This is a genomic window from Furfurilactobacillus curtus, assembly GCF_054657915.1.
This window is the reverse complement of record NZ_BAAHXU010000001.1, coordinates 483,266-507,906: the sequence shown is the minus strand read 5'-3', so window position 1 is coordinate 507,906 and position 24,641 is coordinate 483,266. Positions and strand designations below refer to the sequence as shown.

24 protein-coding genes are annotated in these 24,641 nt (G+C 42.8%); 16 read left to right on the top strand and 8 right to left on the bottom strand.

The window, feature by feature from the left end; translation table 11 throughout:
- Positions 1–19 precede the first annotated feature (19 nt).
- The 9 genes from tyrP to ACYQ0Y_RS02580 all read left to right on the top strand — a co-directional run bounded on the left by tyrP (position 20) and on the right by ACYQ0Y_RS02580 (position 10,533).
- Entirely contained in the window at positions 20–1,441 is a 1,422-nt protein-coding gene (gene tyrP / locus ACYQ0Y_RS02620) for a tyrosine-tyramine antiporter (protein ID WP_407882474.1), read from the top strand.
- Positions 1,442–1,508: 67 nt separating this feature from the next.
- Positions 1,509–2,909 (top strand): Na+/H+ antiporter NhaC family protein, encoded by a 1,401-nt coding sequence (locus ACYQ0Y_RS02615; protein ID WP_407882473.1) that lies wholly within the window; start codon positions 1,509–1,511, stop codon positions 2,907–2,909.
- A 10-nt stretch (positions 2,910–2,919) separates the two neighbouring features.
- Positions 2,920–3,519 carry a TIGR01440 family protein gene (locus ACYQ0Y_RS02610; RefSeq protein ID WP_407882472.1) on the top strand — a complete coding sequence of 200 codons (600 nt, stop codon included), beginning with the start codon at positions 2,920–2,922 and terminating at the stop codon, positions 3,517–3,519.
- 395 nt (positions 3,520–3,914) lie between these two features.
- Positions 3,915–4,934, top strand: coding sequence for a putrescine carbamoyltransferase (gene ptcA, locus ACYQ0Y_RS02605; protein WP_407882471.1), 1,020 nt, complete (start codon positions 3,915–3,917; stop codon positions 4,932–4,934).
- Positions 4,935–4,988: 54 nt separating this feature from the next.
- The gene (locus tag ACYQ0Y_RS02600; protein WP_407882470.1) at positions 4,989–6,380 is read left to right on the top strand and encodes an APC family permease; all 1,392 of its coding nucleotides are present in this window, start codon (positions 4,989–4,991) and stop codon (positions 6,378–6,380) included.
- Between the two features lie 17 nt (positions 6,381–6,397).
- Positions 6,398–7,492 (top strand): agmatine deiminase, encoded by a 1,095-nt coding sequence (gene aguA / locus ACYQ0Y_RS02595; RefSeq protein ID WP_407882469.1) that lies wholly within the window; start codon positions 6,398–6,400, stop codon positions 7,490–7,492.
- Positions 7,493–7,502: 10 nt separating this feature from the next.
- Positions 7,503–8,456 (top strand): carbamate kinase, encoded by a 954-nt coding sequence (gene arcC, locus ACYQ0Y_RS02590; RefSeq protein ID WP_407882468.1) that lies wholly within the window; start codon positions 7,503–7,505, stop codon positions 8,454–8,456.
- A 197-nt stretch (positions 8,457–8,653) separates the two neighbouring features.
- Complete coding sequence (aguA, locus tag ACYQ0Y_RS02585; protein ID WP_407882467.1) at positions 8,654–9,751, top strand: agmatine deiminase; 1,098 nt, start codon at positions 8,654–8,656, stop codon at positions 9,749–9,751.
- Positions 9,748–10,533, top strand: a complete 786-nt coding sequence (locus ACYQ0Y_RS02580) for a MurR/RpiR family transcriptional regulator (RefSeq protein WP_407882466.1) — start codon at positions 9,748–9,750, stop codon at positions 10,531–10,533. The genes aguA (ACYQ0Y_RS02585) and ACYQ0Y_RS02580 overlap by 4 nt, the downstream gene beginning before the upstream one ends.
- A 92-nt stretch (positions 10,534–10,625) precedes the next feature.
- Here the strand turns inward: ACYQ0Y_RS02580 and yjeM are convergent, their stop codons facing one another.
- Entirely contained in the window at positions 10,626–12,119 is a 1,494-nt protein-coding gene (gene yjeM / locus ACYQ0Y_RS02575) for a glutamate/gamma-aminobutyrate family transporter YjeM (RefSeq protein ID WP_407882465.1), read from the bottom strand.
- Positions 12,120–12,633: 514 nt separating this feature from the next.
- On the opposite strand from yjeM, the gene ACYQ0Y_RS02570 reads away from it, so the two are divergent.
- From ACYQ0Y_RS02570 to ACYQ0Y_RS02560, 3 genes are all read left to right on the top strand, one after another.
- Entirely contained in the window at positions 12,634–13,686 is a 1,053-nt protein-coding gene (locus ACYQ0Y_RS02570) for a hypothetical protein (protein ID WP_407882464.1), read from the top strand.
- Complete coding sequence (locus ACYQ0Y_RS02565) at positions 13,649–14,155, top strand: hypothetical protein (protein ID WP_407882463.1); 507 nt, start codon at positions 13,649–13,651, stop codon at positions 14,153–14,155. The genes ACYQ0Y_RS02570 and ACYQ0Y_RS02565 overlap by 38 nt, the downstream gene beginning before the upstream one ends.
- Positions 14,156–14,270: 115 nt before the next feature.
- Positions 14,271–14,771, top strand: a complete 501-nt coding sequence (locus ACYQ0Y_RS02560; RefSeq protein ID WP_407882462.1) for a cupin domain-containing protein — start codon at positions 14,271–14,273, stop codon at positions 14,769–14,771.
- 239 nt (positions 14,772–15,010) lie between these two features.
- Here ACYQ0Y_RS02560 and ACYQ0Y_RS02555 read toward each other — a convergent pair whose 3' ends face one another.
- On the bottom strand, positions 15,011–15,757 hold the full coding sequence (locus ACYQ0Y_RS02555) for an NADP-dependent (R)-specific alcohol dehydrogenase (protein WP_407882461.1): 747 nt from the start codon (positions 15,755–15,757) through the stop codon (positions 15,011–15,013).
- Positions 15,758–15,996: 239 nt separating this feature from the next.
- Here ACYQ0Y_RS02555 and ACYQ0Y_RS02550 point away from each other — a divergent pair, with 239 nt between their 5' ends.
- Together ACYQ0Y_RS02550 and ACYQ0Y_RS02545 are read left to right on the top strand one after the other, a co-directional pair.
- A complete protein-coding gene (locus tag ACYQ0Y_RS02550) occupies positions 15,997–16,599 on the top strand; it encodes a nitroreductase family protein (RefSeq protein ID WP_407882460.1) in 603 nt (200 codons plus the stop codon).
- Between the two features lie 586 nt (positions 16,600–17,185).
- A complete protein-coding gene (locus tag ACYQ0Y_RS02545) occupies positions 17,186–17,761 on the top strand; it encodes a hypothetical protein (RefSeq protein ID WP_407882459.1) in 576 nt (191 codons plus the stop codon).
- Positions 17,762–17,837: 76 nt separating this feature from the next.
- On the opposite strand, the gene ACYQ0Y_RS02540 is transcribed toward ACYQ0Y_RS02545, so the two are convergent.
- The 5 genes from ACYQ0Y_RS02540 to ACYQ0Y_RS02520 form a co-directional block, all read right to left on the bottom strand.
- Positions 17,838–18,023, bottom strand: a complete 186-nt coding sequence (locus ACYQ0Y_RS02540) for a hypothetical protein (RefSeq protein WP_407882458.1) — start codon at positions 18,021–18,023, stop codon at positions 17,838–17,840.
- A gap of 443 nt (positions 18,024–18,466) precedes the next feature.
- Complete coding sequence (locus tag ACYQ0Y_RS02535; RefSeq protein ID WP_407882457.1) at positions 18,467–18,715, bottom strand: DUF2922 domain-containing protein; 249 nt, start codon at positions 18,713–18,715, stop codon at positions 18,467–18,469.
- A 42-nt stretch (positions 18,716–18,757) separates the two neighbouring features.
- Entirely contained in the window at positions 18,758–18,961 is a 204-nt protein-coding gene (locus ACYQ0Y_RS02530) for a DUF1659 domain-containing protein (RefSeq protein WP_407882456.1), read from the bottom strand.
- A gap of 163 nt (positions 18,962–19,124) precedes the next feature.
- Positions 19,125–20,864 carry a ribonuclease J1 gene (gene rnjA / locus ACYQ0Y_RS02525; protein ID WP_407882455.1) on the bottom strand — a complete coding sequence of 580 codons (1,740 nt, stop codon included), beginning with the start codon at positions 20,862–20,864 and terminating at the stop codon, positions 19,125–19,127.
- 3 nt (positions 20,865–20,867) lie between these two features.
- Positions 20,868–21,080 carry a DNA-directed RNA polymerase subunit epsilon gene (locus tag ACYQ0Y_RS02520; RefSeq protein ID WP_407882454.1) on the bottom strand — a complete coding sequence of 71 codons (213 nt, stop codon included), beginning with the start codon at positions 21,078–21,080 and terminating at the stop codon, positions 20,868–20,870.
- A gap of 241 nt (positions 21,081–21,321) precedes the next feature.
- Between ACYQ0Y_RS02520 and ACYQ0Y_RS02515 the strand changes: the two genes are divergently transcribed.
- Positions 21,322–21,858, top strand: a complete 537-nt coding sequence (locus tag ACYQ0Y_RS02515; protein WP_407882453.1) for a hypothetical protein — start codon at positions 21,322–21,324, stop codon at positions 21,856–21,858.
- 402 nt (positions 21,859–22,260) lie between these two features.
- On the opposite strand, the gene def is transcribed toward ACYQ0Y_RS02515, so the two are convergent.
- A complete protein-coding gene (def, locus tag ACYQ0Y_RS02510) occupies positions 22,261–22,872 on the bottom strand; it encodes a peptide deformylase (RefSeq protein ID WP_407882452.1) in 612 nt (203 codons plus the stop codon).
- Positions 22,873–23,520: 648 nt separating this feature from the next.
- On the opposite strand from def, the gene pdhA reads away from it, so the two are divergent.
- The gene (gene pdhA / locus ACYQ0Y_RS02505) at positions 23,521–24,639 is read left to right on the top strand and encodes a pyruvate dehydrogenase (acetyl-transferring) E1 component subunit alpha (protein ID WP_407882451.1); all 1,119 of its coding nucleotides are present in this window, start codon (positions 23,521–23,523) and stop codon (positions 24,637–24,639) included.
- Positions 24,640–24,641 lie beyond the last annotated feature (2 nt).

The following is a 24,641-nucleotide window of genomic DNA, read 5'->3' as shown; positions in this document are numbered from 1 at the left end:
AAAAGGGGATTTTTTAAAAATGGAAAAACAGGCGTCTAAAATTGGGCTCACAACATTCATTGGGATGACTATGGCGTTGTGTGCAACGGTACGAAGCATCCCGTCAGTGGCAGCGACTGGATGGACACAGATCACATACATGATTTTCGCAGTCGTATTCTTCGCCTTACCGGTTGCATTAATTTCAGGGGAACTTGGAACGATGATGCAAGAAGAAGGTGGACCGCAACTCTGGGTAAAAACAGGACTTGGCGAAAAATGGGGCTTTACTACTGCTTGGCTTCTCTGGGTTCAAATGTTCCCTGGTATGGTGATGGTGGCTTCTACTATTGGTCCATTGTGGGGAAATACTATTGGTAATGTAGCTTTAGGAAATAATCACTGGTTTATTTTAGCCAACATTTTGATCTTTTATTGGATTATTACTTTTCTTAACCTCAAGTTCGATATGGCTAAGGTAGGTGGGAATATCGGAGTCTGGCTTGGCGTGTATATTCCGATTGTGATTATGCTGGTGATGGGAATTGCTGCGCTGATTAAGACGGGTGTTAATCCGGGAAGTTATTTAGGTACATTCAGCTGGTCGAAGTTGATGCCAAGTCTTTCAAACATGCAGACGCTTCAATATTTTGCCGCAATTTCGTTCATCTACACTGGAATTGAAATTTCTTCGGTCTTCATTCCCCGGCTTCATAAGGCAGAAAAGACCTATACTAGAGGAATTTTCATTGCTCTAATCGGACTGGTTTTGATGAACATTCTAAATGGGATGTTAGTCGCTAATGTAGTGCCAAACGGAAAAATTCAATTGTCTAATATCACTCAACCTATTTTACTTTGGTGCAAAATTTTAGGTTGGCCGACCATTATTGCCAACATCTTCAGTTTTATGGTGGTAATTGGGGTTTTGATTCAACTATCAGCTTGGGTGACTGGGCCGTCAAAAACCATGACACAAGTTGCCCGAGAAGGGCAATTACCGGCATCCTTTGGCTATCATAAAGTTAACCAATACGATGTTTCGAAAAATGTGGTATTGACGCAAAGCATCATGATTTCATTATTTGCCTTATTATATGGGGTCATGAAAAATGTCAACGGAGTCTTCTTAACGCTAACAAATGCAACGACGGTCATTTACGCGTTAGTTTATGTATTGATTGCTATTTCAATTATTCGTTTGCGACAAAAGCAACCAGACGCACCGCGACCTTATCGACTCGGACATCAAGGTAATTTCGTCGCTTATTTGTGGGCAACGTTACTGATTTTTGGAATTGCTGTCATTATTATTGCGACGTTGATCGCTAGTGATTTAACGCAAGCCATTTTCGTAGTACTCATTACGATTATTCTATTTGTCGCACCACTTATAATTTTTAGCCACAAGAGTGACAAGTGGTTGACGCAAGTTCAAGCCGATCTGCAAAAAAATAAGTAGTAACAATACGTTTGAAAGGGGCCTACTTAATTAAAGCGGGACCCTTTTATCATTTAGAGGTAACACCATGAAAAAAGATGAGCGAGTGCACCTGGAATTTGGATTAGCAGAGAGCTTAATAACGTTAATTGTAATGTTTTCTTTATTGGGCATTTTAATTATTCATTACAAAATGGCACCTCAAATTCCAATCTTGTTGGTATTCACACTAATTATGTTTTATGGTCACCTGCGTGGGTTTAGTTGGGATGAAATTTTTAATGGAATTGTTGAAGGAATCACGCCAGGAATCATTCCAATCATTATATTTTTAATGATCGGTTTATTAGTTGCTTCTTGGTTGGCATCGGGTACCATCGCCACAATTATGGTCATTGGTTTTAGAGTGCTTTCTATCAAATTCTTTTTGCCCACAATTTTTCTGATCTGTGGACTTATTGGGATCACGGTAGGTAGCGCATTCACTACCATTTCAACGATGGGAATTGCCTTTATGGGCATCGGCCATGTGTTGGGATTTCCTGCGCCAATAGTTACGGGGGCGATAGTCTCTGGTGCCTTTTTAGGGAATAACATGTCGCCATTATCTGATACATCTAATTTAACCACTGGGATCGCACAGGTGGATTTGTATGTTCATTTAAAAAACATGAGTCAAAGCGTCATACCGGCTGCTGTGATTGCTATGGCCATGTACTTTTTCATTGGCACCACGACACATGTGGCTGATTTAAAAACTATTCACGAAATTAGTAATACACTCGGACATTCGTTCTTGATTTCTGGATGGTCACTGATTCCGATTATTGTGCTATTGTTGCTGGCCTGGCGCAAAGTGCCCGCTGTGCCAAGCCTATTGGTAGGCGCGCTGACGGCCATCGCAATGGTTTTAATTGAATCACCTGGGATTAAGATTAATAAAATTGGGTTGATTTTAATGAGTGGATACCACGCAACAACGGGCGTATCAACGGTTAATAAGATTATGAGTGGTGGTGGTATTGATAGCATGTTGGGATCAATTTCACTCATTATTTGTGCACTTTCTCTTGGCGGATTATTAATTAAATTTGGTGTGGTACACGGCGTAATTGACAGTATTCAACGTTTTGTAAATACGCCTGGACGTTTAATTCTAATGACCGCGTTGAGTGGTATTGGAATTAACTTTGCTGTTGGTGAGCAGTATCTTTCAATTATTTTACCGGGAACAACCTTTAAAGGGGCTTACCATCGATTGGGTTTGGACCCCAAATACTTATCACGAACATTAGCAACGGCTGGTGCTGATATTAACGCGCTTGTTCCTTGGGGCGTGAGCGGTGTGTTTATTTCGGGCACCCTCAATGTCAATCCTTTAAAATATATTCCGTTTGCTTTTTACCCTTACCTAAACCCACTTATGACCATTATTTTGGGATTTTCGTTGGTCTCGTGGAAGTACCGTAAAAAACGGCAAAGAAGTTAAGGAGGCAGGTATGGACAGTCTGGACCTTAGTGAACGGATTCGACTGGAAATTGAGACTGGCGTCAAGGAGTTATTGGGCAAAGCAAATTTAGAGCAAGGCGATATTTTTGTTCTAGGCTGTAGTACCAGCGAAATTCAAGGCTATCGAATGGGCAGTAGTTCAAGTGAATCACTTGGTGTGTTAGTAATTAGGACGCTCTTGGATGTTTTGCAGCCGCGCGATATTGAATTAGCAGTTCAAGGATCAGAACATATCAATCGGGCCATTTTGGTTGAACGTGAATTGGCGAAAAAAAGAAATTTAGAGATTGTGTCTGTTGTACCGTCAATTAGTGCTGGCGGTCCAGCGCAGGTAGCTGCTTTTCAGTTATTTAAAAATCCAGTAGAAGTTGAGCATGTCGTGGGGGATGCTGGCATGGACATTGGTGACACATTTATTGGTATGCACGTGCGCTTTGTTCAGATCTCCGTCCGCACGTCGATTAAAAATATCGGTCGCGCACATGTGAGCTTTATTCGAAGTAAGCCTAAATACATCGGTGGGGAACGGGCGATCTATCACAAACGAACCCAAGATTTACCCTCCGGAATTATCCCAATGAAACAATGAATCTTTTGGCTTTAAGTCACCGTTAAAAATATACGAGTTGATATGAGATGAAAGGTAGAAATAAAATTGTATTTTGAAATATATACCGAGTTTGATCAAGAAAAGGAACATTTGTGAAAATAGCAGAGCCTTTTTCATACTCGGTTTGAAGTTGTTGTTCAATTATCGCTGTTACACATCAATCAGACAATTTCGCCACAATTTAAATCACTAACGACCTGGCAAGCGCGTGGTTAGTGGATGGATAGAAGGTGTAACGTGTTTCATCAAAAGAAACACGTTACACCTTTTTTACTGACCGTTTTGGAAATGCTGGAAGCGCTTCCTGTTTTCTGATTGTCTCGTTAAGCTGTTCACGTAATCAAAGAAAATTTATTGAAAAGGAGTAAGACATCATGCAAAAACGTGATTTTATTGACACGAATACCTATACCAAGGAAGAAATTCAATACATGATTGATTTGGGGATTGCCATCAAGGCTTCCATTAACGAGGGTTATTACCCTCAGCTTTTAAAAAATCGATCATTAGGGATGATCTTTGAGCAATCATCAACCCGTACCCGGACATCCGCCGAAGCCGCGATGACTGAATTAGGTGGACATGCTCAGTATCTGGCGCCTGGACAAATTCAACTTGGTGGGCACGAAACAATCGAGGATACATCTCATGTGCTTGGTAATATTGTCGACATCATTGGTGCGCGGGTGGAACGACACGAGACAGTGACTGAAGTTGGTAAGTTTGCCAAGGTTCCAGTTGTTAATTTTATGAGCGATTATAATCATCCCACCCAAGAACTTGGTGACATCATTACAATGAGTGAGCATTTGCCCGCTGGTAAACAACTCAGTGACTGCAAGATCGTCTTTGTTGGGGATGCCACGCAGGTCTGTGTTTCGACAATGTTCATGGCGACCAAGATGGGCATGGACTTTGTCCAATTCGGGCCAAAAGGCTTCCAGATTAAGCCTGAAGAATTGGCGATCGGTCAACAGAACGCATCTGTTTCAGGTGGTTCCGTGTTAGTGACGGATAATGCTGATGAAGCCTTAACGGACGCTGATTTCATTTATACGGATGTGTGGTACGGCCTGTATGAATCAGAGTTACCAAAGGATGAACGGATGCATATTTTTTATCCAAAGTATCAAGTTAACGCTGACTTGGTTGCGAAAGCCTCTGATCATGTAAAATTCTTGCATTGTCTACCAGCTACTCGCGGTGAAGAGGTGACCGACGAAGTTATTGATTCCGATTACTCACTAGTCTGGGAAGAAGCCGGCAACCGAAAGACAGCGATGCGCGCGATTTTTACGTACTTACTTAATCCATTGATGAAACACGCAACGACACAGGAAGTTGAACAGTTTCAGTCAAAGCTTGATGCCTTATTAACGCATCAAGTTGGCTAGAAGCTGACTCAAGGCTTGTTATCGAGCTTAGCTTCTTCAAAGGGGAAGTGCGTAATGAAGAAAAATAAGAAAAAATTTCGACTGTTTGATGCCGTCCTAATGGCGGTAGTAGTGGTATTAGTGGTTGAGTCGGCTGCGCCAGCCGCGGCGATTGGACCTTCGCAATTCTTTTGGTGGATTTTTCTATTGATCTTGTTCTTCATCCCTTATGGACTTATTTCATCCGAATTAGGAACAACATATGTTGGCGATGGTGGTTTATACGATTGGGTAAAGCAGGCCTTTGGTCGACGGTGGGGTGGTCGTCTGGCTTGGCTTTACTGGATCAACTATCCGTTATGGATGGCAAGCTTAGCCGTATTATTCTCCGAAGTGGCCTCACAAATTTTTAAAGTTCACATGAATGTTGCCTGGACGATGGTAATTCAACTCCTATTTGTTTGGACGGTTGTCTTGCTAGGAAATAAGCCAATCAGTGAAAGCAAATGGATTTTGAACCTAGCCGCGTTTGCTAAGATTTTCACCATTCTATCCTTAGGCATTCTAGGTATTTATTTTGCGGCTACCAGAGGTTTAGCTAATGATTATACTGGTACTAATTTATTGCCGAAGCTCAATCTATCTAGCTTAAGTAATTTATCGGTCATTATTTTTAACTTCCTTGGCTTTGAAGTTGTGGCGACGATGGCTGACGATATGGACCAACCGAAGAAGCAAATCCCCCAGGCGATCATCTATGGTGGGGTGCTCATTGCATTCTTCTACCTATTAGCCGCCTTTGGAATGGGCGCGGCAATTCCGACAGATAAGTTATCAGCTTCCTCTGGATTAATTGATAGCTTTATCTTGATGATCGGCAAGATGAACTGGTTTGTCATTATTATTGGAATTATGTTCCTGTATATTTTGGCCTCAGAAATGGTTTCTTGGGCGTTAGGCGTGAATTACGTAGCCGACTATGCTGCCAAAGATCATGCGCTACCGGCAGTCTTTGGTAAAGAAGACGCCAAAGGAATGCCAGTTGGCACTGGTTATTTAAATGGGATTGTGGCATCTGTGATGGTCATCGCTTCACCATTTATCCCTAATCAAAATATTTTTTGGGCATTCTTCGCCTTAAATGTTGTCGCATTGTTACTGTCCTATACGATGATGTTTCCGGCATTTTGGAAATTGCGCCACAGTGATCCGCAACATGATCGACCGTTTAAAGTTCCAGGCGGACCGTGGTTAATTAATTTGATGACGTGGATCCCGGAGGTCTTGCTCATTGCTACCATTTTACTGTCAATTTTGCCATTAAATGGGTCCAGCGAAGAAATGAACAATAAGATTCCAATCTTGATTGGCACGATTTTGGCACTGATTATTGGTGAAATTGTAGTACGTGTTGCTGAACATCATGAACAACATTCTGACTTAAAACAAGCTAACCAAGCTAAGTAGAAAGGAAGCTAATTAATATGAGAACTTTATCAAGTACCCCTAAACAAGATGGTTATCGGATGCCTGCTGAATTTGAAGCACATCAAGGTGTGTATATTTTATGGCCACAACGACCTGATAACTGGCGTAATGGGGGCAAACCAGCGCAACACACGTTTGTTAATGTCGCAACCGCAATTTCAGAATTCGAACATGTGACTGTCGGTGTTAATGATGATCAATATGAAAATGCGCGCACGATGTTGCCTGATCAGGTTGAAGTGGTTGAAATTTCAAACGATGATTCGTGGATCCGCGATTGTGGCGCAACCTTTGTTAAAAACGATCAGGGCGGCTTACGCGCAATTGATTGGACGTTTAACGCTTGGGGTGGCTTAGTTGACGGCTTGTATTTTCCTTGGGACAAGGATGATCGGGTCGCTCAGAAGATGGCGGAACAAGAACGGGTTGACCGTTACCGATTAGACGACTTTATCCTTGAGGGCGGTTCGATTCACGTCGATGGCGAGGGAACTTTGATCACGACAGAAGAATGTCTCCTCTCAGCAGGACGTAATTCACAATTATCAAAAGAGCAAATTGAAACGGTGCTAAAGGAACATTTGAATCTAGAAAAAATCATTTGGCTAAAGAATGGGATCTATCATGATGAAACAAATGGTCATGTGGATAATATTGCCAATTTTGTCCGTCCGGGGGTGGTCGCCTTGGCTTGGACAGACGACGAGACGGATCCACAATACAAGATTTCCCAAGAAAATTTGGCAATTCTTGAACAAGCCACGGATGCAAAGGGACGTCAAATTCAAGTTGTGAAATTAAACGTTCCTAAGCCAGTTCTCATCACCAAAGAAGAAAGCGAAGGTGTCGATGCGGTGGATGGCACACTGCCACGTCAAGCCGGTGACCGGTTAGCAGCTAGCTATGTCAATTACTATACGGCTAATGACGGCATTGTTTATCCAACATTCGATGATCCTGCTGATGCCAATGCCAAAAAAGTCTTATCAGATTTGTATCCAGACCGAAAAGTTGTTGGGGTGCCTGCTCGTGAAATTCTATTAGGTGGTGGCAATATTCACTGCGTTACCCAACAAGTTCCGAAAGCATAGGTGATTGTAAATGACAGGTCGAAGAATTGTAGTTGCGCTTGGTGGAAATGCGATTTTAACTAAAGACGCGAGTGCTGCGGCCCAACAAGCAGCACTTCGACAAACCGCTCAATCGCTGGTGCAATTTGTTCAGCAAGGCGATGAATTGGTTATTTCCCACGGAAATGGTCCACAAGTTGGTAATTTATTGCTTCAACAGGCCAGCGGTGCCACGCTACAAAATCCGGCAATGCCGATTGATACAGCGGTGGCCATGACTCAAGGAAGTATCGGTTATTGGTTGCAAAATGCAATGGATGAAGCTTTGAGCGAACTTGGCCTAAAAAGAGCAGTCGCAACTGTGGTGACGCAAGTGGAAGTTGACAGAAACGACCCCGCCTTTACGGATCCCTCTAAGCCAATCGGACCTTTCTATGATGCCAATGAAGTCGCTAGTCAACGCGCTAAACACCGTGAACAAACATTTGTGGAAGACGCCGGCCGAGGATTTCGGCGAGTCGTGCCCTCACCACGTCCGATAAATGTGGTGGAAGCTTCAGTGATTGATCAACTTGTTACCAATCAAGTGATTCCGATTGCCGTTGGTGGCGGTGGCGTGCCCGTTGTGCGCGAAAAGCAGGGTTATGTCGGCCGAGAAGCCGTGATTGACAAAGATTTTGCTTCGGAAAAATTGGCTGAGCTAATTCATGCAGACTTATTAATTGTGTTGACGGCAGTTGATAACGTCTATGTGAACTTTAATCAACCTAATCAACGACAATTAACGGAGGTCACGGTAGCCCAGTGTCAGCGCTATATCGCTCAAAATCAATTTGCACGGGGTTCAATGCTACCTAAGATTCAAGCTGCGATTGATTTTGTAAATCATAGTCACGGCCGAGCAGTCATTACCTCATTAAAAAATATCCCTAATTTTTTAAAAAGTGGTGCTGGTACGATCATTACCCAGGCAAAAGTTCAGTAATGTTGTGGGCAGCCGGAAAGCTAATGATGATGATTGAGCCATAAGTCAAGGACCCCTATTTCCCAATTGGGAGGTAGGGGACTTTGTCTTACGTAAATTATTGGTTACATAAAATTATCGTGTGAACTTAAACTAGGGACTTTTTTTAGTGAGAGTTCGAGTATTGTTAAAAACATAGAAAGTGGGGGTAGTTGTTAATGAGTCAAAAATTGAGTAAGCCAAGAATGGTGGCGGAATTTGAACCACAACGAGATTTGTATATGATCTGGCCAGAGCGACCAGATAACTGGCGTGATGGTGCCAAGCCGGCACAAGCGGCGTTTGCGGAATTAGCAAACTTATTAGTTGGCTTCGAACCAGTCACGATGTTTGTATCGACACGACAATATCTTAACGCGCGCAAGCGATTGGCGCATCAAATTCGCGTATTGGAATTAAGCAGCGATGATGTATTTATTAAGGATACTGGACCGATTTATACGGAAATTGCAGGCCAGCTGCAGGCCGTCAATTTTGATTTTAATGCTTGGGGTGGTTTACTGGATGGCCTGTATTTTCCCTGGGATCAAGACCGGTTAATTGGTCAAAAAATGGCCGAATTGAATCGAATTCCTTATACGATCGACCATGATTTAGTGGTTGAAGGTTGTAGCATTTTAACTGATGGCGAGGGAACCTTGATTAGCACTGAGGATGTGCTGTTGTCTGAAGGGCGTAATCCGGGGCGGACGCGATTGGAGATCGAGGGCGCATTTAAGCAGATCCTTGGCATTCAAAAAGTCATTTGGTTAAAACATGGCTATTTTTTGGATGAAACTAATGGTGCGATCGATAACATGGTGAATTTTATTCGTCCCAGTGAAGTTGTTTTAACATGGACAAATAATTCTGCAGATCCGATGTATGAAACAGTCCGAGAAGCCGAAGCGATTCTAGCAAACACCACCGATGCAAAGGGACGTTCCTTGAAAATTCATTATTTGTTGATGCCCAATATTCAAAGCATTCGACAGCAGGAAGCTAGCGGTATTGATCCGATCAATGGGTTGTTGCCAAGGACAGATGGCCAACGATTGACGGCAAGCTATGTGAACTTTGTCACGTTGAATCACGCCATCATCGTTCCTCAATTTGGTGACCCGCAAGATTCAGTTGCACTGACAAAGATGAAGCAATTGTGTCCAGACAAGGAGGTTGTACCTTTCCCAGCTCGAGAAATGATTTTAGGTGGTGGTAACATTCACACGATTGTTCACACCCGCCCTAATATGAATGGATTGGGGGCTCGTTTATGAATTTTTTTGAAATTGTCGACGAACACATACAAAATTTGACCAGTAATGAACGCAAGCTATTTGACTACTTGGTGACAAACATGAATGACATTAAGAATATGTCAATTCGGGAGACGTCAGCGAAGTGTTTTGTCTCAACAGCAACGTTTCTTCGCTTTGTGCGTAAAATTGGTTTTTCTGGCTACAGTGAACTTATCACGGTCTTGAAATACACAACGCGAGAGGGCGCTTCCACTGATAGTGAACAATCCGATCAATTTGTGGTTGAACAAAGCGATTATCGGGAAGCTTACCTAAAGAATATTGTCGAGACAGTTCACGTTATCCGGCCGGAAGTCCTCCATCAGTTAACGGCCAAATTAGCACGTGCTGATACACTATTTATTTTTGCGACAGGTACGAGCAAGAGTGCGGCCCAGTATATTGCGAATCTTTATCGGATGTCAGGTTTTAATGTTAATTTTCCTGAAGATCGATTATATCGGCGAGCGGCGATTAGCCATATTTCGGCCGCGGATTTAGTGCTTGTTATTGATTATAGTGGTGAACATTCAGAGTTTATTGAACTTATTTCAACGTTGCTTGAGCATTCAGACCGCCGTGCCCTAATTTTGTCAATTACGCGGGCGGATAATAATCCAGTTCAAAATCTTAGTGATGTCAATCTATATACGTTTGTTGATGAAGTGCAGTCTCCTCAAGGATTAGAGATCGGTTCACGTGTCGCTGCCATTGTAATTATGGAATTGCTATTGTATCAGTGGCTAGAAGATCAGCAATAATTAGAGATTAGGTGGCTGATTAAACCAATAAACACCGATGAATCGGCGATCCCGGTTCATCGGTGTTTATTAATTGGACTTCTTTTAAACGATTAATTTGTATTCCTATTTGCATGGTGATAAAACGTCAAAGCAATGCCGGCAAAGAAGATCGGTCCGATAATGGTCCAAAAAGCTGTGTAATAATCATGAGTTAACATTGGTTGGATAACGGTGAAGATGATGCCCGCTAAGACTGTGATCCAAGTAATCGCAGACACCGTCCAAGTGATACTTGGCTTTTTGTAAACAACAAACGGTCGTTGTAAATCGTGACGGCGCTTGAAGAATGGGAAAGCGCCAACTAAAAATAGGTAAGGGAAGGCTGATGAAATATTCTCCATATCAGTTAGCACAGTGTAAAAAGATTGAGCACTATTGCCGCCAAAGGCCACCGCTAGAATAACGACACAGACAATCAGAGCTTGCATCCACATTGCGAATGCCGGCACTTGAAATCGATTAAGACGGGTGACACGTTTTGGCCAAAATTTGTCAGGCGTGCCCATAATAAATGATTTTAAGGGGGAGTAAACCAACACAAAGAAGGCTCCGGTATCTGATAAGAATTCTTCAATGCCGATCAAACGACCGAACCAGTTACCTAAACTGGTTGCTCCCGCGCTCGATAAATGTAGCGCATGTCCTAAGCTGGCCCCTAAATTGTTCATCAAAACGTAGAGCACGTTACCCAAGTCGGTTGACTTATTACCTAAAACACTGTGCCAATTGGCACTAATGCCCCACATGAAAATACCGATTGAATAGATAAACAACATCAGGAAGGTAGAAATCAGCATGGCTCTGGGGAACGTTTTTTCAGGGTTTTTAACATTATCGATAACCCCGCCCATCGTTTCCATACCGCCATAGGCAAAAATCGCGTAAACAACAAATGACATTAATGCGATTGGTGAAGTGAACTGTGGGTTCGGCGAGTGAATTAAATTCATGCTGGTAACTGGTTGGGCCAGGCGCCCGCCATTGATTAGTAAGAGAAGCAAACTGGTTAGCATGAAAAATGCTGTAATCAGTAAGGAGATTGCACCACCGAAGGCCGCAAACCTGGCAATCTGATTGATGCCATGGGTGGAGAAAAAGGTGACCACAACCATCCACAAAACGGCTAATATCCCAATGGTTTCGGTGGAATTTAGCCCTAGGAGGTGCCATTGTTGGGTGGTGTCATGGCCTGAAATTGCAGTAGCGAAAGGGATCCAAATCTTTGATCCTTCAGAGACTAACCATACGATCCACCCGGAAAGCCAGATAAACGTACCCGTAAAAGCGAGTCGTTCCCCAATTGATTCGGCCAACCACGAATAAATTCCACCATGAGCGGCCTTAAAAGTCGCGCCATATTCAGCAAACATCAAGACACTAGGTAAGAAAAATAAAATAGCGGCTAGTATATACCACATGATGGCGGCATAACCCATTTGATCGTAAGCAACCGTTGTATTCCCGATACCATAGATCGCGGTAAAAACCATTAAGACTAAGCCAGTTAAATTGATGTTTCGTTGTTCAAGAAACTCTTCCTCCAAGTTTCGTCAGCTCCAATTCTTTAAAATAACAGTATCTGCAAGTTTATGCGTATTGATCTAGCTTCAAAGCCTAACATATAACTAACCTTGTAATACTAGCACACTTATGACATTTCGGAATTGAAAAATAAGGTAATTTTCTTGGAACTTTATTCATTTAGACGAGGACTAGTTGTTGGAATTTGACTTGCGATCTAAATCAAGTTGACGGGCTAATTAAAAAAATCCTTATGGCTGTGATGCAAACTGTCATTTGAAAAACATCTTAAGGAAACCTTTAATTATTAAGTTTTCGGTCTTTTATAGGTTAAAGTTCGTTTATTGCGGATTATTAGCTTCGCAGGCTTTGGTATTTTCGGAAAATGATTAAAATTACCTCCATCCATCATTCAAATTTGTTAACAAATAACATTTAACGATCAAATACGAACATTAATTGAATTATAGTTACTAGAGGCTCACCCAATCATTTATACTGAACGAGTAACAGACATACCTGAGAGGAGCACCACCAATGACTTTATGGATGAACTCAATGCTACATGGTAAGACTTTTAATTTGAGAACCGATCAATTTGCCCAGGAATTATGGGCACAGCATCAGGTTTTTACCGGATATAAGCTTGATTTAGCGACAACGATTTTGTTGCAACCGGTCGAATTGGATACGCACCGGTACACATTGGTAATTGATTGGTGCAAGGGCGCATTTTTAACTCAGGCCAGTGCGGTGGGACTGATGAAGCAGGTGACTGAACAGCATCCCACGATGACGAGTCTATATATGCGTTTGGCCCATTTATATGCTGGCAATCAAGCTTATCTGCCGTTTGTCCATGGACATTTTGGTCTAGTCCCGCTTGGCGGCCCAAGCGATTGGCGAACTGGATGGGTGAGCTTTTACAATCTGATTGCGCTGGAGGACCAAGGAAATGCCGTCGCCTTAGTGTTTGACAACAGCTTGAAGTTATTATTGTCGACAACGCTTTACTTTATTCGTAGTCGGTTAGCAGATGCCATGCAAATTGTCCAAATCCAAAAGGATTATCTAAGTACGATGATGGCCGAATCTGGCTTTGAAGTTGCTCGGCCGCGATTGGAGAATTCGTTGACCAATGTGATTAACTTTCATCCAGAATTGGTGGTAACCGATCCCAAAGACTTTCATGATATGGCGATTGAAACATTAATGGTTGCCGCCGTTGAAGATTATATGCTAACGGGGTATGCGGATGCATTGCAGTTGACACCAGCTGAACTAACCGACGAAATTAAAACATTTATTTATGGCCATGGCCGGCGGATCATGCCCAAGGCCCGCCACTTTATGGCTCACGGTCAGGCACCCACTGAACCGCGGTCGGTCGAAAAGCTTGAAGCCTTGATTTGGAAAAATGTTCCAGGATTTAAAGAAGCTTCACGAACTTATGCAGTTCAAAAGCAGGGGCAATGGCTACGGACTGATGAACAACGAACGCTTGTTGAATCGGCAATAACCACGTATCCTAAAGAAAAGGCGTTTACGGGTGGTGAGAGCAACGAATTTAACGATACAACTTCAATTTAATGAACATGGGCAGCGTTTTCGTGTGTTGTCAGACACAGGTCTGATTTTAGGGCAAAGTCGGAGCCATTTTTGGTCTAGCCTTTGGAATGGTTTCTTGGGGTGGCTGATAACAACACCGACCCATTATGAGCTCACTATTGATGGTCAAACGCTATTGATCGAGTCAAAAAGGCGATTTATGGGGGCGCGCTATCGCTTATCAATCAATCAACAACCTGTCGCGGTGGTCGCGACACGGACAGTCAGTTATCGGAGCACAGACCAGATTAATGTTCGCCACGAGAATTTACAGTTAACTACAGGGTTAGGACGGGCTCAATATGTACTTCGAAATGGAGCCAAGACTGTGCTGATAATTCGCCAGCAAGCTGATAATGCGGATCATTATATGCTTGAAATTGGCGACGGCTTTGGGGCATTGACCGGAATTGGCGTTGCAATCGGTATTTTGGTGGGACATGGGAAATGATGGCCTGCATGAAATCGTCTAAACTTGGTACGTTTCGCTCTATTAGGTTGTTATTTTAGAACTACCTTTTTATATGGATGGAAACTTTGGTTGTTGCTATATGAGGAGAAAAAGAATGGATATGAAAACGATTATTAACCAGCTAAAGTTGACGCCGCATCCTGAGGGCGGCTGGTTTAAAGAAGTTGGTCATAGTTCAATTAAGCAACTGGACGAGATTGCCCAAGCACAACGCTATCAATACACTAGTATTTACTTTTTGTTGAGTCATAGTTCGCCATCACATTTTCATCAACTTAAGCATGATGAGTTATGGTTCTTTCACGATGGAGCGGCAGTGACGATTCACTGTTTAATGCCAGATCATTCATATCAAAAAATCGTGTTAGGATCTGATTTAGATGCTGGACAAGTCCTACAAGCTACCGTTCGCGCTGGCGTCATTTTCGGCTCAGAGGTGTCAGATCACGCTGAATTTGGTTTGGTTAGCTGTGTGGTTGCACCAGGATTTGATTATCAGGATTTTAAACTCTTTACAAAAGCTGAACTGAACGCTGTTTATCCCCAAGTTACCTCTGTCATTGATCGTTTGGCCTACGCAACACTTCCGGATTGATTGATAATTAATGCAAAACGTCGTACCTTCATCCGATGGATGAGGGTACGACGTTTTTGCATTTACATGCATCATGTCATTATGATCTAACGATGCTGGGTCTGGTTTACATTTTATATTGAGGTCAATGATTAACGTGCTAAGGGACCATACAGCATAAGATCCGCTTACCCTAAAATTACTGACTACACTGTAAATTTAGCGACTATCGTTGGGTTTAAATGATGAGCAGTGCTTGATTATTGAGCGGTGTAGCCGCCATCAACGACGAATTCGGAGCCAGTCGCGAATTTAGATTCGTCAGAGGCAAGATAGACACAAATATTTGCGATATCATCTGGTTCACCAATGTGGCCAACTGGTGTTAATTTAGTTTGGGCTTCTTCCATTCCAGGCTGTGCTTCGACTAATGGTGTTTTGATATAGCCGGGGTGCACAGTGTTGACGCGAACGCCATAACCTTGTTTAGCTGCGTAGAGGGCAGCTGATTTACTGAACAAACGTACACCACCCTTGGAGGCATTATAAGCGGCTAAGAGTGGATCGCCGATGAATCCTTCGATGGAAGACATATTGATGATCGACCCACCGTGATCTTTCATGGCGATCATCGCATATTTAGTTCCATAGAACACGCCATCTAGATTAATGCCAAGCAGTTGATGCCATTCTTCACTAGTTGTGTGTTCAACGTCTTTGGCAATGGCAATCCCAGCGTTGTTCACGATTACGTCCAGTTTGCCGTATTTAGCAACGGTGTCATCGATAACTTGTTTAAAGCGATCTTCATTAGAAGCGTCTTGTTGCATGTAAGTCGCGTTGTCACCACCGGCTAATTGTGCGATTGCTTGTTCACCATCGTTTTCATTGCGTGATGTGATCACAACTTTGGCACCTTCGCGAAGAAAAGCCGCCGCAGTGGCTAATCCAATTCCCTTAGTTCCACCAGTAATAATTGCGACCTTGTCAGTTAAACGTCCTGCCATAATGATAGCCTCCTTGAATTTACTTTATGAACTCCTTTCATTCTCGCACAGTTGTCACCTAAAGTGAATAGATGCACAAGATCGAAACGAAACTGGTACTCAGTTTGTGCGACTGGGCAAGGGTCGGTCTTTTTGCGAGAAAAAGTTAAATAGGCCTTGCTTACTTTTTGTAAGTTGTATATAGTAATACCAGAGCTATTGCTCAACTACTTAATTGAAATCACTTGGAGGCATTTGAGATGAAGGAAGATTTACTCAACTTAATGAAGCAACGTCGGACAATTTACACGCTAGGAAAGGACGTCAACTTTTCCGAAGCTGAATTGAATCAGTTAATCACTGACGTTGTTAAAGAAGCGCCTTCAGCGTTTAACAGTCAAACAACTCGAGTGGTCTTTACTTATGGTCAGGCTCACGAAAAAGTGTGGGATATGACTCTGGCTGAGTTAAAGAAGGTTACACCAGCAGAAGCATTTGGTAACACTGAGGCTAAAGTGAACGGTGCTTTTAAAGCTGGTTTTGGCACAATGTTGTGGTATACGGACATGGACAAGGTCAAGGAATTAGAGGAAGGCTTTCCATTGTATGCGGAGAATTTCTATGACTGGTCTGAACAGCATATTGGTAACGCTCAGTTTGCCGCTTGGACGGCTTTAGCTGAAAATGGTTTGGGCGCTTCGTTGCAGCATTATAATCCGCTTATCGACGAGGCTGTGAAAGCTGAATTCGATATTCCGGATAACTGGCGGTTACGTGGTGAGATGCCATTCGGTTCTGTTGAATCAACACCTGATGACAAGGATTACATTGATGATGGCATCCGCTTTAAGAGTTTTAACTAATTGATTGAAAAAACACCACAGACAAGATCTGAGGTGTTTTTTTAGTGATCTACAAGAAGATTATATTTGCACTGACAATATATTTCAGTGATTTGCGACAGCGTTATCCAACTGGCATGGTCAAAAAGGTTAATGAGTTTAGCGATAATTTAGGGGAGACTAGCGACCACTCGTCTTGATTGAGCATTGAAAAACCTCGTAACCTGGTAGGCACTATGTTAGAACAAGATGAGTGGTCTGTCACAGGAACGATTAATCGGCTTTGTTAACGGGGTATATGGTTCACTTTGAAACCGCGTTAAATCGGTGAAATGCATCTTTGATCAGTGATGAAGTTATGCTTATTTCGGTTAAAATCAAAGCTGTTATTAAAATTGGTATAGCTAATTGATAAAGTTTGTAAAATGTTTTACGAACTACTAGATTGGTGTATGACAGGACAAACGCGAAAGTTGTTCACAACTTAAAATTAAAAAAATCGTCTTTTTTTCTATTTGGTATATTCACAACATGAAAAAATGGTTATAATAAAGCCATTAAGAGAATTACGATTGAATGATGCAGGACTGGAAGGCGAAAGGACACCATGGCAAAAATTTTATTTGTTGGCGCCGCACAATCATTAACCGCGACTGTCATTGAAGCTTTTGCAAATGCACATCCGTCAGCTGATATTCGGTTGACTACCGATCGACCACATGCGTTAAAAGCGGGCTTTACGGACCGTTTTGAAGTGTTAGTGGGCGAACCTGATGACCCATTTTTTATGGTTGAAGCGACCGCGGGAGTTTCGCACGTCTATTTTGGTGCTGACGTGATTCGTAGTAACTGGGTGAAAGCTTTCGTCTGGGCTGTCAGTCATTACAGGCGTGAAATTGAACAGGTCGTGCTATCGACGGCGAACCTAAAGGCGTTGGATCGACGACTTTGTAACTTGCCAGTGGACTATTTTGAATTACTGGAACCATTGCGGCGGCAACATTTAGACTTCCAGTTTGTCCGGGAAATTGGCTTTAACACGAAGACCGATTTGCTTGCTGAAATTATCGATAATCAATCACAAATTTTACGTATTGGCTTACAGTCGAATACGTGGCCACAATTGATGGATCGGCTACTGACGAACCGAGCGTCTGCTTGGTCGGGCCAAATCGCCAATTAGGCGGCTTCACCTAGGAAATAGAAAACGACCACCCAACTAACTTTGGGTGGTCGCTATTTTTTACTTCAATTTAAAATCATTCGCCAATGCGAGCAAACTGCAAGCTGAGCAGCGTCGTAGCCAATGAGCGTTCAAAGCGAGAGTTTTCTGACTGAACGCGAGCAGGGACAATCACAGTACGATCTTCCTTAACGACGGGCTTACTCTTAAACAGTTGCCGAAGTTTGGCAGTAATCAAGTTGCGGTGAGCTTCAGTTTCCATAAGACGCGACCTCCATTAAAAATTAACTCCTAATAAATAACATTATTTATTGGGTGGGTCAAGCGCTGAACACCATTAAAGTCAAAACAGGTCAAAGTCTTTAAAAAAGTGGATAATCAGCGGTAATTGACTGTATTTATTGTGCACAATTTTTATTAATTTGTCGACTTTTTGATCTTGTGATTGCCGATAGGGGCAGGGGTTCATCGGTGTGGAAGGCGTCAGGAATTGTTGTCCACCTAACCAACCAGTTATCAACAGACTTATAATGACAAACAATTTTCGCAGTCGTTTTCGCATAAAAGCTGCCTTTCTGCCTAAATAACCAAAAAAGGTCGCGCTAATTGAACAATTGCTGTTGATCATAGCGCGACAAAGCAGGCCCGACCGATGGAAACTTGGTCGGGCCTGCTCACGGGGTGAATTGGTTAGCGATTAAGTAACTAGTTATTTGCGACGATTGGTGCCGGTTCTGCGTCAAAAATTGGTGTATTAGTTGTCTCGACGTATTGGGCCGAAAGGGCCTTGGTATATTGTTGAATGCCTTTTTTATCAGTGATTAATTGAGCGTCAATCATGTCTTGCATGGCTGCTCGAACTACTTCCTGGCTCAAATTTTGATTAACATTGCGAATGGTCAAATGCACGTTTTTACCGGCGGCAGTGGTGAATTTTAAACTAAGATTTTTCATCTAGCTTACGCTCCTTTTTATGAGAATGAGAGGGATTAGCGGTTATCCAGCAACGGCTTCTTTCTTAATCAGTGTGGTGTCACTTAAGGTGTCGGTAGTTAAACTAGCGATTGCCTGGCCAAATTTCATTAGTTGTTCAGTCGTTGCGCTTTCCACCACGTTGGGATAGGTTCGTTTAACGGGAAGCAAGTGACCGTCACCAATGAATTCGAATTGAACGGAACTAGTAAGCCATTTATCTGACATGAAGTTAGTCTCCTTTGGACTGTTTTAGTTTTGTAAGGGTGGCCACGCTTACAGTAATAGTAACGAAATGAAAAGTCAGATTGTAAAGATAACTTTTAGCAAAATGGCCAAAAAAAGCACTACCTCTTCAAATCGTGAAAAGGTAGTGCTTAATGGTCTAGTATTAGGCTTCAGTAGACGCCTTTTTTGTGGCCTGACGCTTCTTAACGGCAGGCTTAGCGTTGGTACTGGTCATGATTAATTCGGGTAGAATCAATGGATGTCGTTCAGTTTTCTCATAGAGAAAACTTTGCAAATCATCAATAATCGCAGTCCGAATTGAGGCTTCCGTGGCATTACCATCCTTCATCGCACGACGGATAGTTCTGAACACGCGCCGCCGGCCCTCATTGATCATGTCGCCGGATTCTCTCATGTAGACAAAACCGCGACTAAGTAGGTCTGGACCGGCTTGAATCTCTTTATTCTTTAAATCAATCGTGGCAACGACCACAACGAGACCTTCTTCAGACAGCATCTGCCGATCGTGTAAGACGACGTTGCCAATATCCCCAACACCGTTACCATCAACGTAGACGTCACCAGCATTGAAATGACCGGCAATTCGAGCTGAATCAGCCGTTAAGGCCAGCACATCTCCATTTTCCATGATAAACGAATGGTCATCCGGGACATCACAAAGCTCAGCCAATTGTGTATGGATTTTCTGCATCCGATACTCACCATGAATTGGCATGAAATACTTGGGCTTAATTAACCGTAACATTAACTCTTGATCAACTTGGCCACCATGTCCAGAAGTATGGATGTTGTTAACGGCACCATGAATGACCTCAGCGCCGGCCTCTTCCAATTCGTTAATGACGCGGTTCACACTCGTCGTATTCCCAGGGATTGGATTACTGGAAAAGATGACCGTGTCATTCGGTTGGATGGAAATTTGTCGGTGAGTACCGTTGGCAATCCGTGAAAGGGCAGCCATCGGTTCACCCTGAGAGCCTGTACATAGAATCAAAGTTTCATTGGCCGGTAAGTTTCGGAGTTCTGAAGCGTCAACTAAAATATCATCAGGAATATTCAAATAACCCAGCTCGCGACCATTGACAATGGCAGCTTCCATTGAACGACCAAACACAGCAATTTTACGATGGTGTTGGATCGCCGCCTCAGCAGCTTGCTCAATTCGGGAAATATTTGAAGCAAAGGTCGCAAAGATGATTCGACCGTCGATTTTATCAAATAATTTGTGGATTGATTGACTGACCCAGCGTTCAGACTTAGTGAACTCAGGACGTTCAGCGTTGGTTGAATCTGATAATAAGGCAAGCACGCCTTCTTCGCCGAGTTTCGCCATCCGCTGTAGGTTAGGTGAGGGCGTGTTAATCGGGGTGAGATCGAACTTAAAGTCACCCGTTTGCACAATGGTTCCAGAAGGTGTCTTTACCGCGACTCCTAGCGTATCTGGAATACTATGGGTGGTTCGGAAGAACGACACACTTGTTTTACGAAATTTCAGCACGGTGTCTTCATTGATTTCGTGCAATTCAGTCGTTTGTAAGAGGCCATGTTCTTCTAATTTGTTCTTGATTAAGGCCATTGGTAGTGGACCAGCATAAATTGGCACATGGATCTGCTGTAATAGGAAAGGAATCCCACCAATGTGATCCTCGTGACCATGGGTAATAACGAGGGCCTTAATTTTGCTTTCATTTTGTTTCAAGTACGAATAGTCCGGAATGACGTAATCAATTCCCAGCAATTCGTCTTCGGGGAACTTAATGCCGGCATCAATTACAATGATTTCGTCTTGAAACTGAACGCCATACGTGTTTTTACCAATTTCACCCAAACCACCGACGGCGTAAACGGCAGTTTCATTGTTTTTTAAATTGAGTTTCGCCATGGACTAAAACTCCGTGAGTTTGTAGTTGGCGCCTTGTTGTTCATAGTCTAAGGCGTTACCTTCAAGCGCTTCGATGGATTCCACGTTGTAGTCTGTGTGGGCCTCCACGGCACTCATAGCAGCGGCCTCATTTTCAGCATCCAAATATAATGAGTGGGTGTCCTCACGTTTAGGGTTCCGAATTTTAGAATCTTGATAATAAACTTTAAAAATCATCGTAAAATCTCCTCTATAAATAAATAAAAAAATAAATGGTTATTTTTGGTGCATCAAGAACCAGACTAGCAAGCGTGAGTTACTAGTCCAATGTTGATATAAGGTTTTCTCCCGAACATGGTTGTGAAATCACAACATTTGCGTTCTATATTAACATAGCCCGTAACTGATGTACACTAACTGGACCGGTGATAACAACGGAATGGCCAGTGTTTGTGATAGAATATGAATAGGAAAGTGGGTGGCAACTTTGACATTATTGGTGACGATAATTATTGGATTGGTCTTAGCTTACTTGGTATATCACTACATTCATCGATTGATTATTCGTCGAGCAACGGCGATTGTCAGAAATGACGCTCAACAGGTGACTGATCAGGCCATGCGAAATGTGTTGAAGCAACTTGTTAGTGAAGGCTGGTTAGCTAGTGATCAGCAGACGTTTACAAAGTCTGAGACAGTTGCTGACGTCTGGGGACGTGGCGTGATGGACTTTGAATACGAACTGCCAGACGGTGAGCTAACCGCTGCACAATTGCCTAACTTGCGCCGGCCGGTCAATAATGCACTCGGCGAATATGCCTTAGCAAACCACATTAAACGAGTCAAAACAGATCAACCAACTTTTGTTGTCACTGATTTATGGTTGTTTGAACAGCGTTTGCATATTGATATTGCCTATTTAGTTAATGAAGCGACGATCGAATACGTCCAGGATTTACGCAAACTCAATGCCTCTCAAGTAGACTCATCGCAAAGCACTAATCGAGCTGAATAATTAGGAGATTTCCGATGCTCTCGGTGTGAAGCGATCAAGTCTATCGACAAAGGCAGAAGAGAAGTGTTGGTAGAATTATGAAGCGCCATTAATTAGTGTGGCTAGATTAACGCGACGAGCAAAAATTACAATTCCTAAATCGAATGAGAACACATTAAAAGTTGGAATGTCCGATCTGAATTGGGTGGCAAACTGAAGCTAAGGGGACTGGGAAAAACGGCCTTGTTTGTTAGCAAAATTGGTGGATTGTATAAACGTCAAATGTATCGTGATGCAAATTTGATTGATTTAACGTAAAAGTAGCTTGGCAAACAAATTTTTGTTTGCCAAGCTACTTTTATAGTAGATGAAGTTATTTTCCAATGATCAAGAATCGACATTGTTTCATTAAAGTTTAGCTAGTTAGCCAATCAATAAAGTGCCATCTTCAGCGTCGAAGGGTTCAGCTTGATTGATGTGGTCATAAAATAAAACACCATGGAGATGATCAATTTCATGCTGGCACACAATGGCAGGATAATCTTTTAAACGAATTTTGTGTTCATTACCATCGAGGTCCTGGTAACGCAACGTAATGCGGTCAGCGTGGGGAACATAGCCAGGATGCTCATCATCAACGGATAAACAGCCTTCACCTTCTGTCAACGCCGCTTGTTGAACGGATTGACTGACGATAACTGGGTTAATGATGACTTCTTTGAATATTGGATTATCGCGAGCAGTCTTGGCAGCTTCGGCAATTGACGCTTGATCATCAGGATCTTCGGGCTCGACGGCAGATGGGACCAAGACGGCCGCCATTTGAAGAGACACATCAACTTGAGGAGCAGCTAGCCCGACACCCGCACGTAGTTGATATTTTTCAGCTTGTTCCGGGTCTTGGCTCACCTCTAAATATTCCATCATGTCAGCAGCTAGCTGACGATTTTCATCATTAAGCGGGAAGGCCACCTTTTCCGCGTATTTCCGTAAGGTCGGATTACCGTCTCGAATAATATCTTCCATTAAAATCACGCGCAAGTGCCTCCTAAATTATAATTCGGTCAAAATGTTTTTTGGGTCGTAAACGAATTAAGTTGAACTTTCATTACTGATCGTCAAAGCATTCCAAATGGTTTTAACTGACCGTAAACTTGTTTCACTCATTGATTTTAGTGTACCATACGCAATCAGGTCATCCAAGGGTAGCCTTAGCGGCGGTTGAGGTTTGACGATTTTTTAGTCTTAGTATAATACCCAGGCCTACCTGCAGAACAAGCAAGTTTTAGACGACAAATATAGTGAATGTTTAAACAATAAGTCGAAATCACGATGATTGTCACGCCGTTTTCAGCGACCATGCATTGAAGCTTGTGAATATTGAAAGTGGGATGAAAATAGCAATTTTGGACAAAGGGATCAATAGAGGAACTCGTGACTGGTCGGTTGCAAGGGACTTGCTATACAGTTGTTAAGGATACTGTTCAAAAACTTCACAAGTTTTTGAAGACAAGAGAAAGGGCTTGTGACCTATTTAACAATTTTGAAAACCCTTGCATTGCGATTCTGTAACGCGTTACAATAAGTCGTGAAAGATGAAAGCGCATACATTTGTTGACTGAATTTATTAGACAGTGAACGAGTGTCAGCTGTCATCAAGAAATAGAAAGGAATGTGTGCATTATGGCAAACAACGATTCATCTAAGCCAATTGTAGACTTCGCTGCGATCAAGAATAACTTAGGCAGTGACTACAAACCGGTGCAAGTTTTAGACGGTTCTGCCAAAGTTGTAAATCAAGAGGTCTTCAATAGTTTTAGTGATGACCAACTGGTTGATTTTATGAAGAAGATGGTTTGGGAACGTGCATTGCATGAACAAACGATGAACTTCTCTCGTCAAGGACGGTTAGGATTCTATGCGCCAACTGCTGGTGAAGAAGCCAGTGAAATGGGGAGTGTTTCCGCCTTTGAACCACAAGATTTCCTATTCCCTGCTTACCGAGACTTACCACAGTTAATTCAGCATGGTAGTTCGGTTGAAAAAGGATACCTTTGGTCACGTGGTCACGTTTTAGGCAACATTTATGATGAAAAGTATCGTGCATGGATGCCACAAATCATCATTGGCGCCCAATACGTTGAAGCCGCCGGTGCCGCTTTAGGAATTAAGAAGAACGGTGAAAAGAACGTTGCGTTCGTTTATACCGGTGACGGTGGGACTTCGCAAGGGGACACCTATGAAGGTTTGAACTTCGCTGGTGCTTTCCAAGCACCATTGGTTGCCTTTGTTCAAAACAATGGATTCGCCATTTCTGTTCCTCGTGAGAAGCAGACTGCTGCCAAGACACTCGCTCAAAAAGCGGTCGCTGCCGGAATTCCATCTGTTCAAGTTGATGGGATGGACATTCTTGCCGTTTACGCTGTTTCCAAGGCTGCTCGTGACTTTGCTGCTGCTGGCAATGGTCCTGTCTTAATTGAAACATTAACTTATCGTTATGGCGCTCACAGTTCTGCTGGTGACGATCCTTCGCGTTACCGGACTAAAGAAGAAGAGAAGCCATGGCATGATATTGACCCATTAATTCGTTTACGAAAAGTTTTAGCTGATAAAGGTCTTTGGTCTGATCAGCAAGAAAGTGACTACACGGATCAATGCAAGGCTGACTTCAAAGCAGCATTGAAGGCTGCTGATGGTGAACCAAAACAAACTAATGTTGAATTATTGAAGAACACGTTCGAAGTACCAACTCCGAACATTGCGGCACAAATTGCCGAATTTGAAGCAAAGGAGTCGAAGTAATC

Excerpts from the sequence above, each read along its gene's own strand:
- tyrP (WP_407882474.1), top strand. The coding sequence starts at position 20 with ATGGAAAAACAGGCGTCTAAAATTGGGCTCACAACATTCATTGGGATG.
- ACYQ0Y_RS02615 (WP_407882473.1), top strand. The coding sequence starts at position 1,509 with ATGAAAAAAGATGAGCGAGTGCACCTGGAATTTGGATTAGCAGAGAGC.
- ACYQ0Y_RS02610 (WP_407882472.1), top strand. The coding sequence starts at position 2,920 with ATGGACAGTCTGGACCTTAGTGAACGGATTCGACTGGAAATTGAGACT.
- ptcA (WP_407882471.1), top strand. The coding sequence starts at position 3,915 with ATGCAAAAACGTGATTTTATTGACACGAATACCTATACCAAGGAAGAA.
- ACYQ0Y_RS02600 (WP_407882470.1), top strand. The coding sequence starts at position 4,989 with ATGAAGAAAAATAAGAAAAAATTTCGACTGTTTGATGCCGTCCTAATG.
- aguA (WP_407882469.1), top strand. The coding sequence starts at position 6,398 with ATGAGAACTTTATCAAGTACCCCTAAACAAGATGGTTATCGGATGCCT.
- arcC (WP_407882468.1), top strand. The coding sequence starts at position 7,503 with ATGACAGGTCGAAGAATTGTAGTTGCGCTTGGTGGAAATGCGATTTTA.
- aguA (WP_407882467.1), top strand. The coding sequence starts at position 8,654 with ATGAGTCAAAAATTGAGTAAGCCAAGAATGGTGGCGGAATTTGAACCA.
- ACYQ0Y_RS02580 (WP_407882466.1), top strand. The coding sequence starts at position 9,748 with ATGAATTTTTTTGAAATTGTCGACGAACACATACAAAATTTGACCAGT.
- ACYQ0Y_RS02570 (WP_407882464.1), top strand. The coding sequence starts at position 12,634 with ATGACTTTATGGATGAACTCAATGCTACATGGTAAGACTTTTAATTTG.
- ACYQ0Y_RS02560 (WP_407882462.1), top strand. The coding sequence starts at position 14,271 with ATGGATATGAAAACGATTATTAACCAGCTAAAGTTGACGCCGCATCCT.
- ACYQ0Y_RS02555 (WP_407882461.1), bottom strand. The coding sequence starts at position 15,757 with ATGGCAGGACGTTTAACTGACAAGGTCGCAATTATTACTGGTGGAACT.
- ACYQ0Y_RS02550 (WP_407882460.1), top strand. The coding sequence starts at position 15,997 with ATGAAGGAAGATTTACTCAACTTAATGAAGCAACGTCGGACAATTTAC.
- ACYQ0Y_RS02545 (WP_407882459.1), top strand. The coding sequence starts at position 17,186 with ATGGCAAAAATTTTATTTGTTGGCGCCGCACAATCATTAACCGCGACT.
- ACYQ0Y_RS02540 (WP_407882458.1), bottom strand. The coding sequence starts at position 18,023 with ATGGAAACTGAAGCTCACCGCAACTTGATTACTGCCAAACTTCGGCAA.
- ACYQ0Y_RS02535 (WP_407882457.1), bottom strand. The coding sequence starts at position 18,715 with ATGAAAAATCTTAGTTTAAAATTCACCACTGCCGCCGGTAAAAACGTG.
- ACYQ0Y_RS02530 (WP_407882456.1), bottom strand. The coding sequence starts at position 18,961 with ATGTCAGATAAATGGCTTACTAGTTCCGTTCAATTCGAATTCATTGGT.
- rnjA (WP_407882455.1), bottom strand. The coding sequence starts at position 20,864 with ATGGCGAAACTCAATTTAAAAAACAATGAAACTGCCGTTTACGCCGTC.
- ACYQ0Y_RS02520 (WP_407882454.1), bottom strand. The coding sequence starts at position 21,080 with ATGATTTTTAAAGTTTATTATCAAGATTCTAAAATTCGGAACCCTAAA.
- pdhA (WP_407882451.1), top strand. The coding sequence starts at position 23,521 with ATGGCAAACAACGATTCATCTAAGCCAATTGTAGACTTCGCTGCGATC.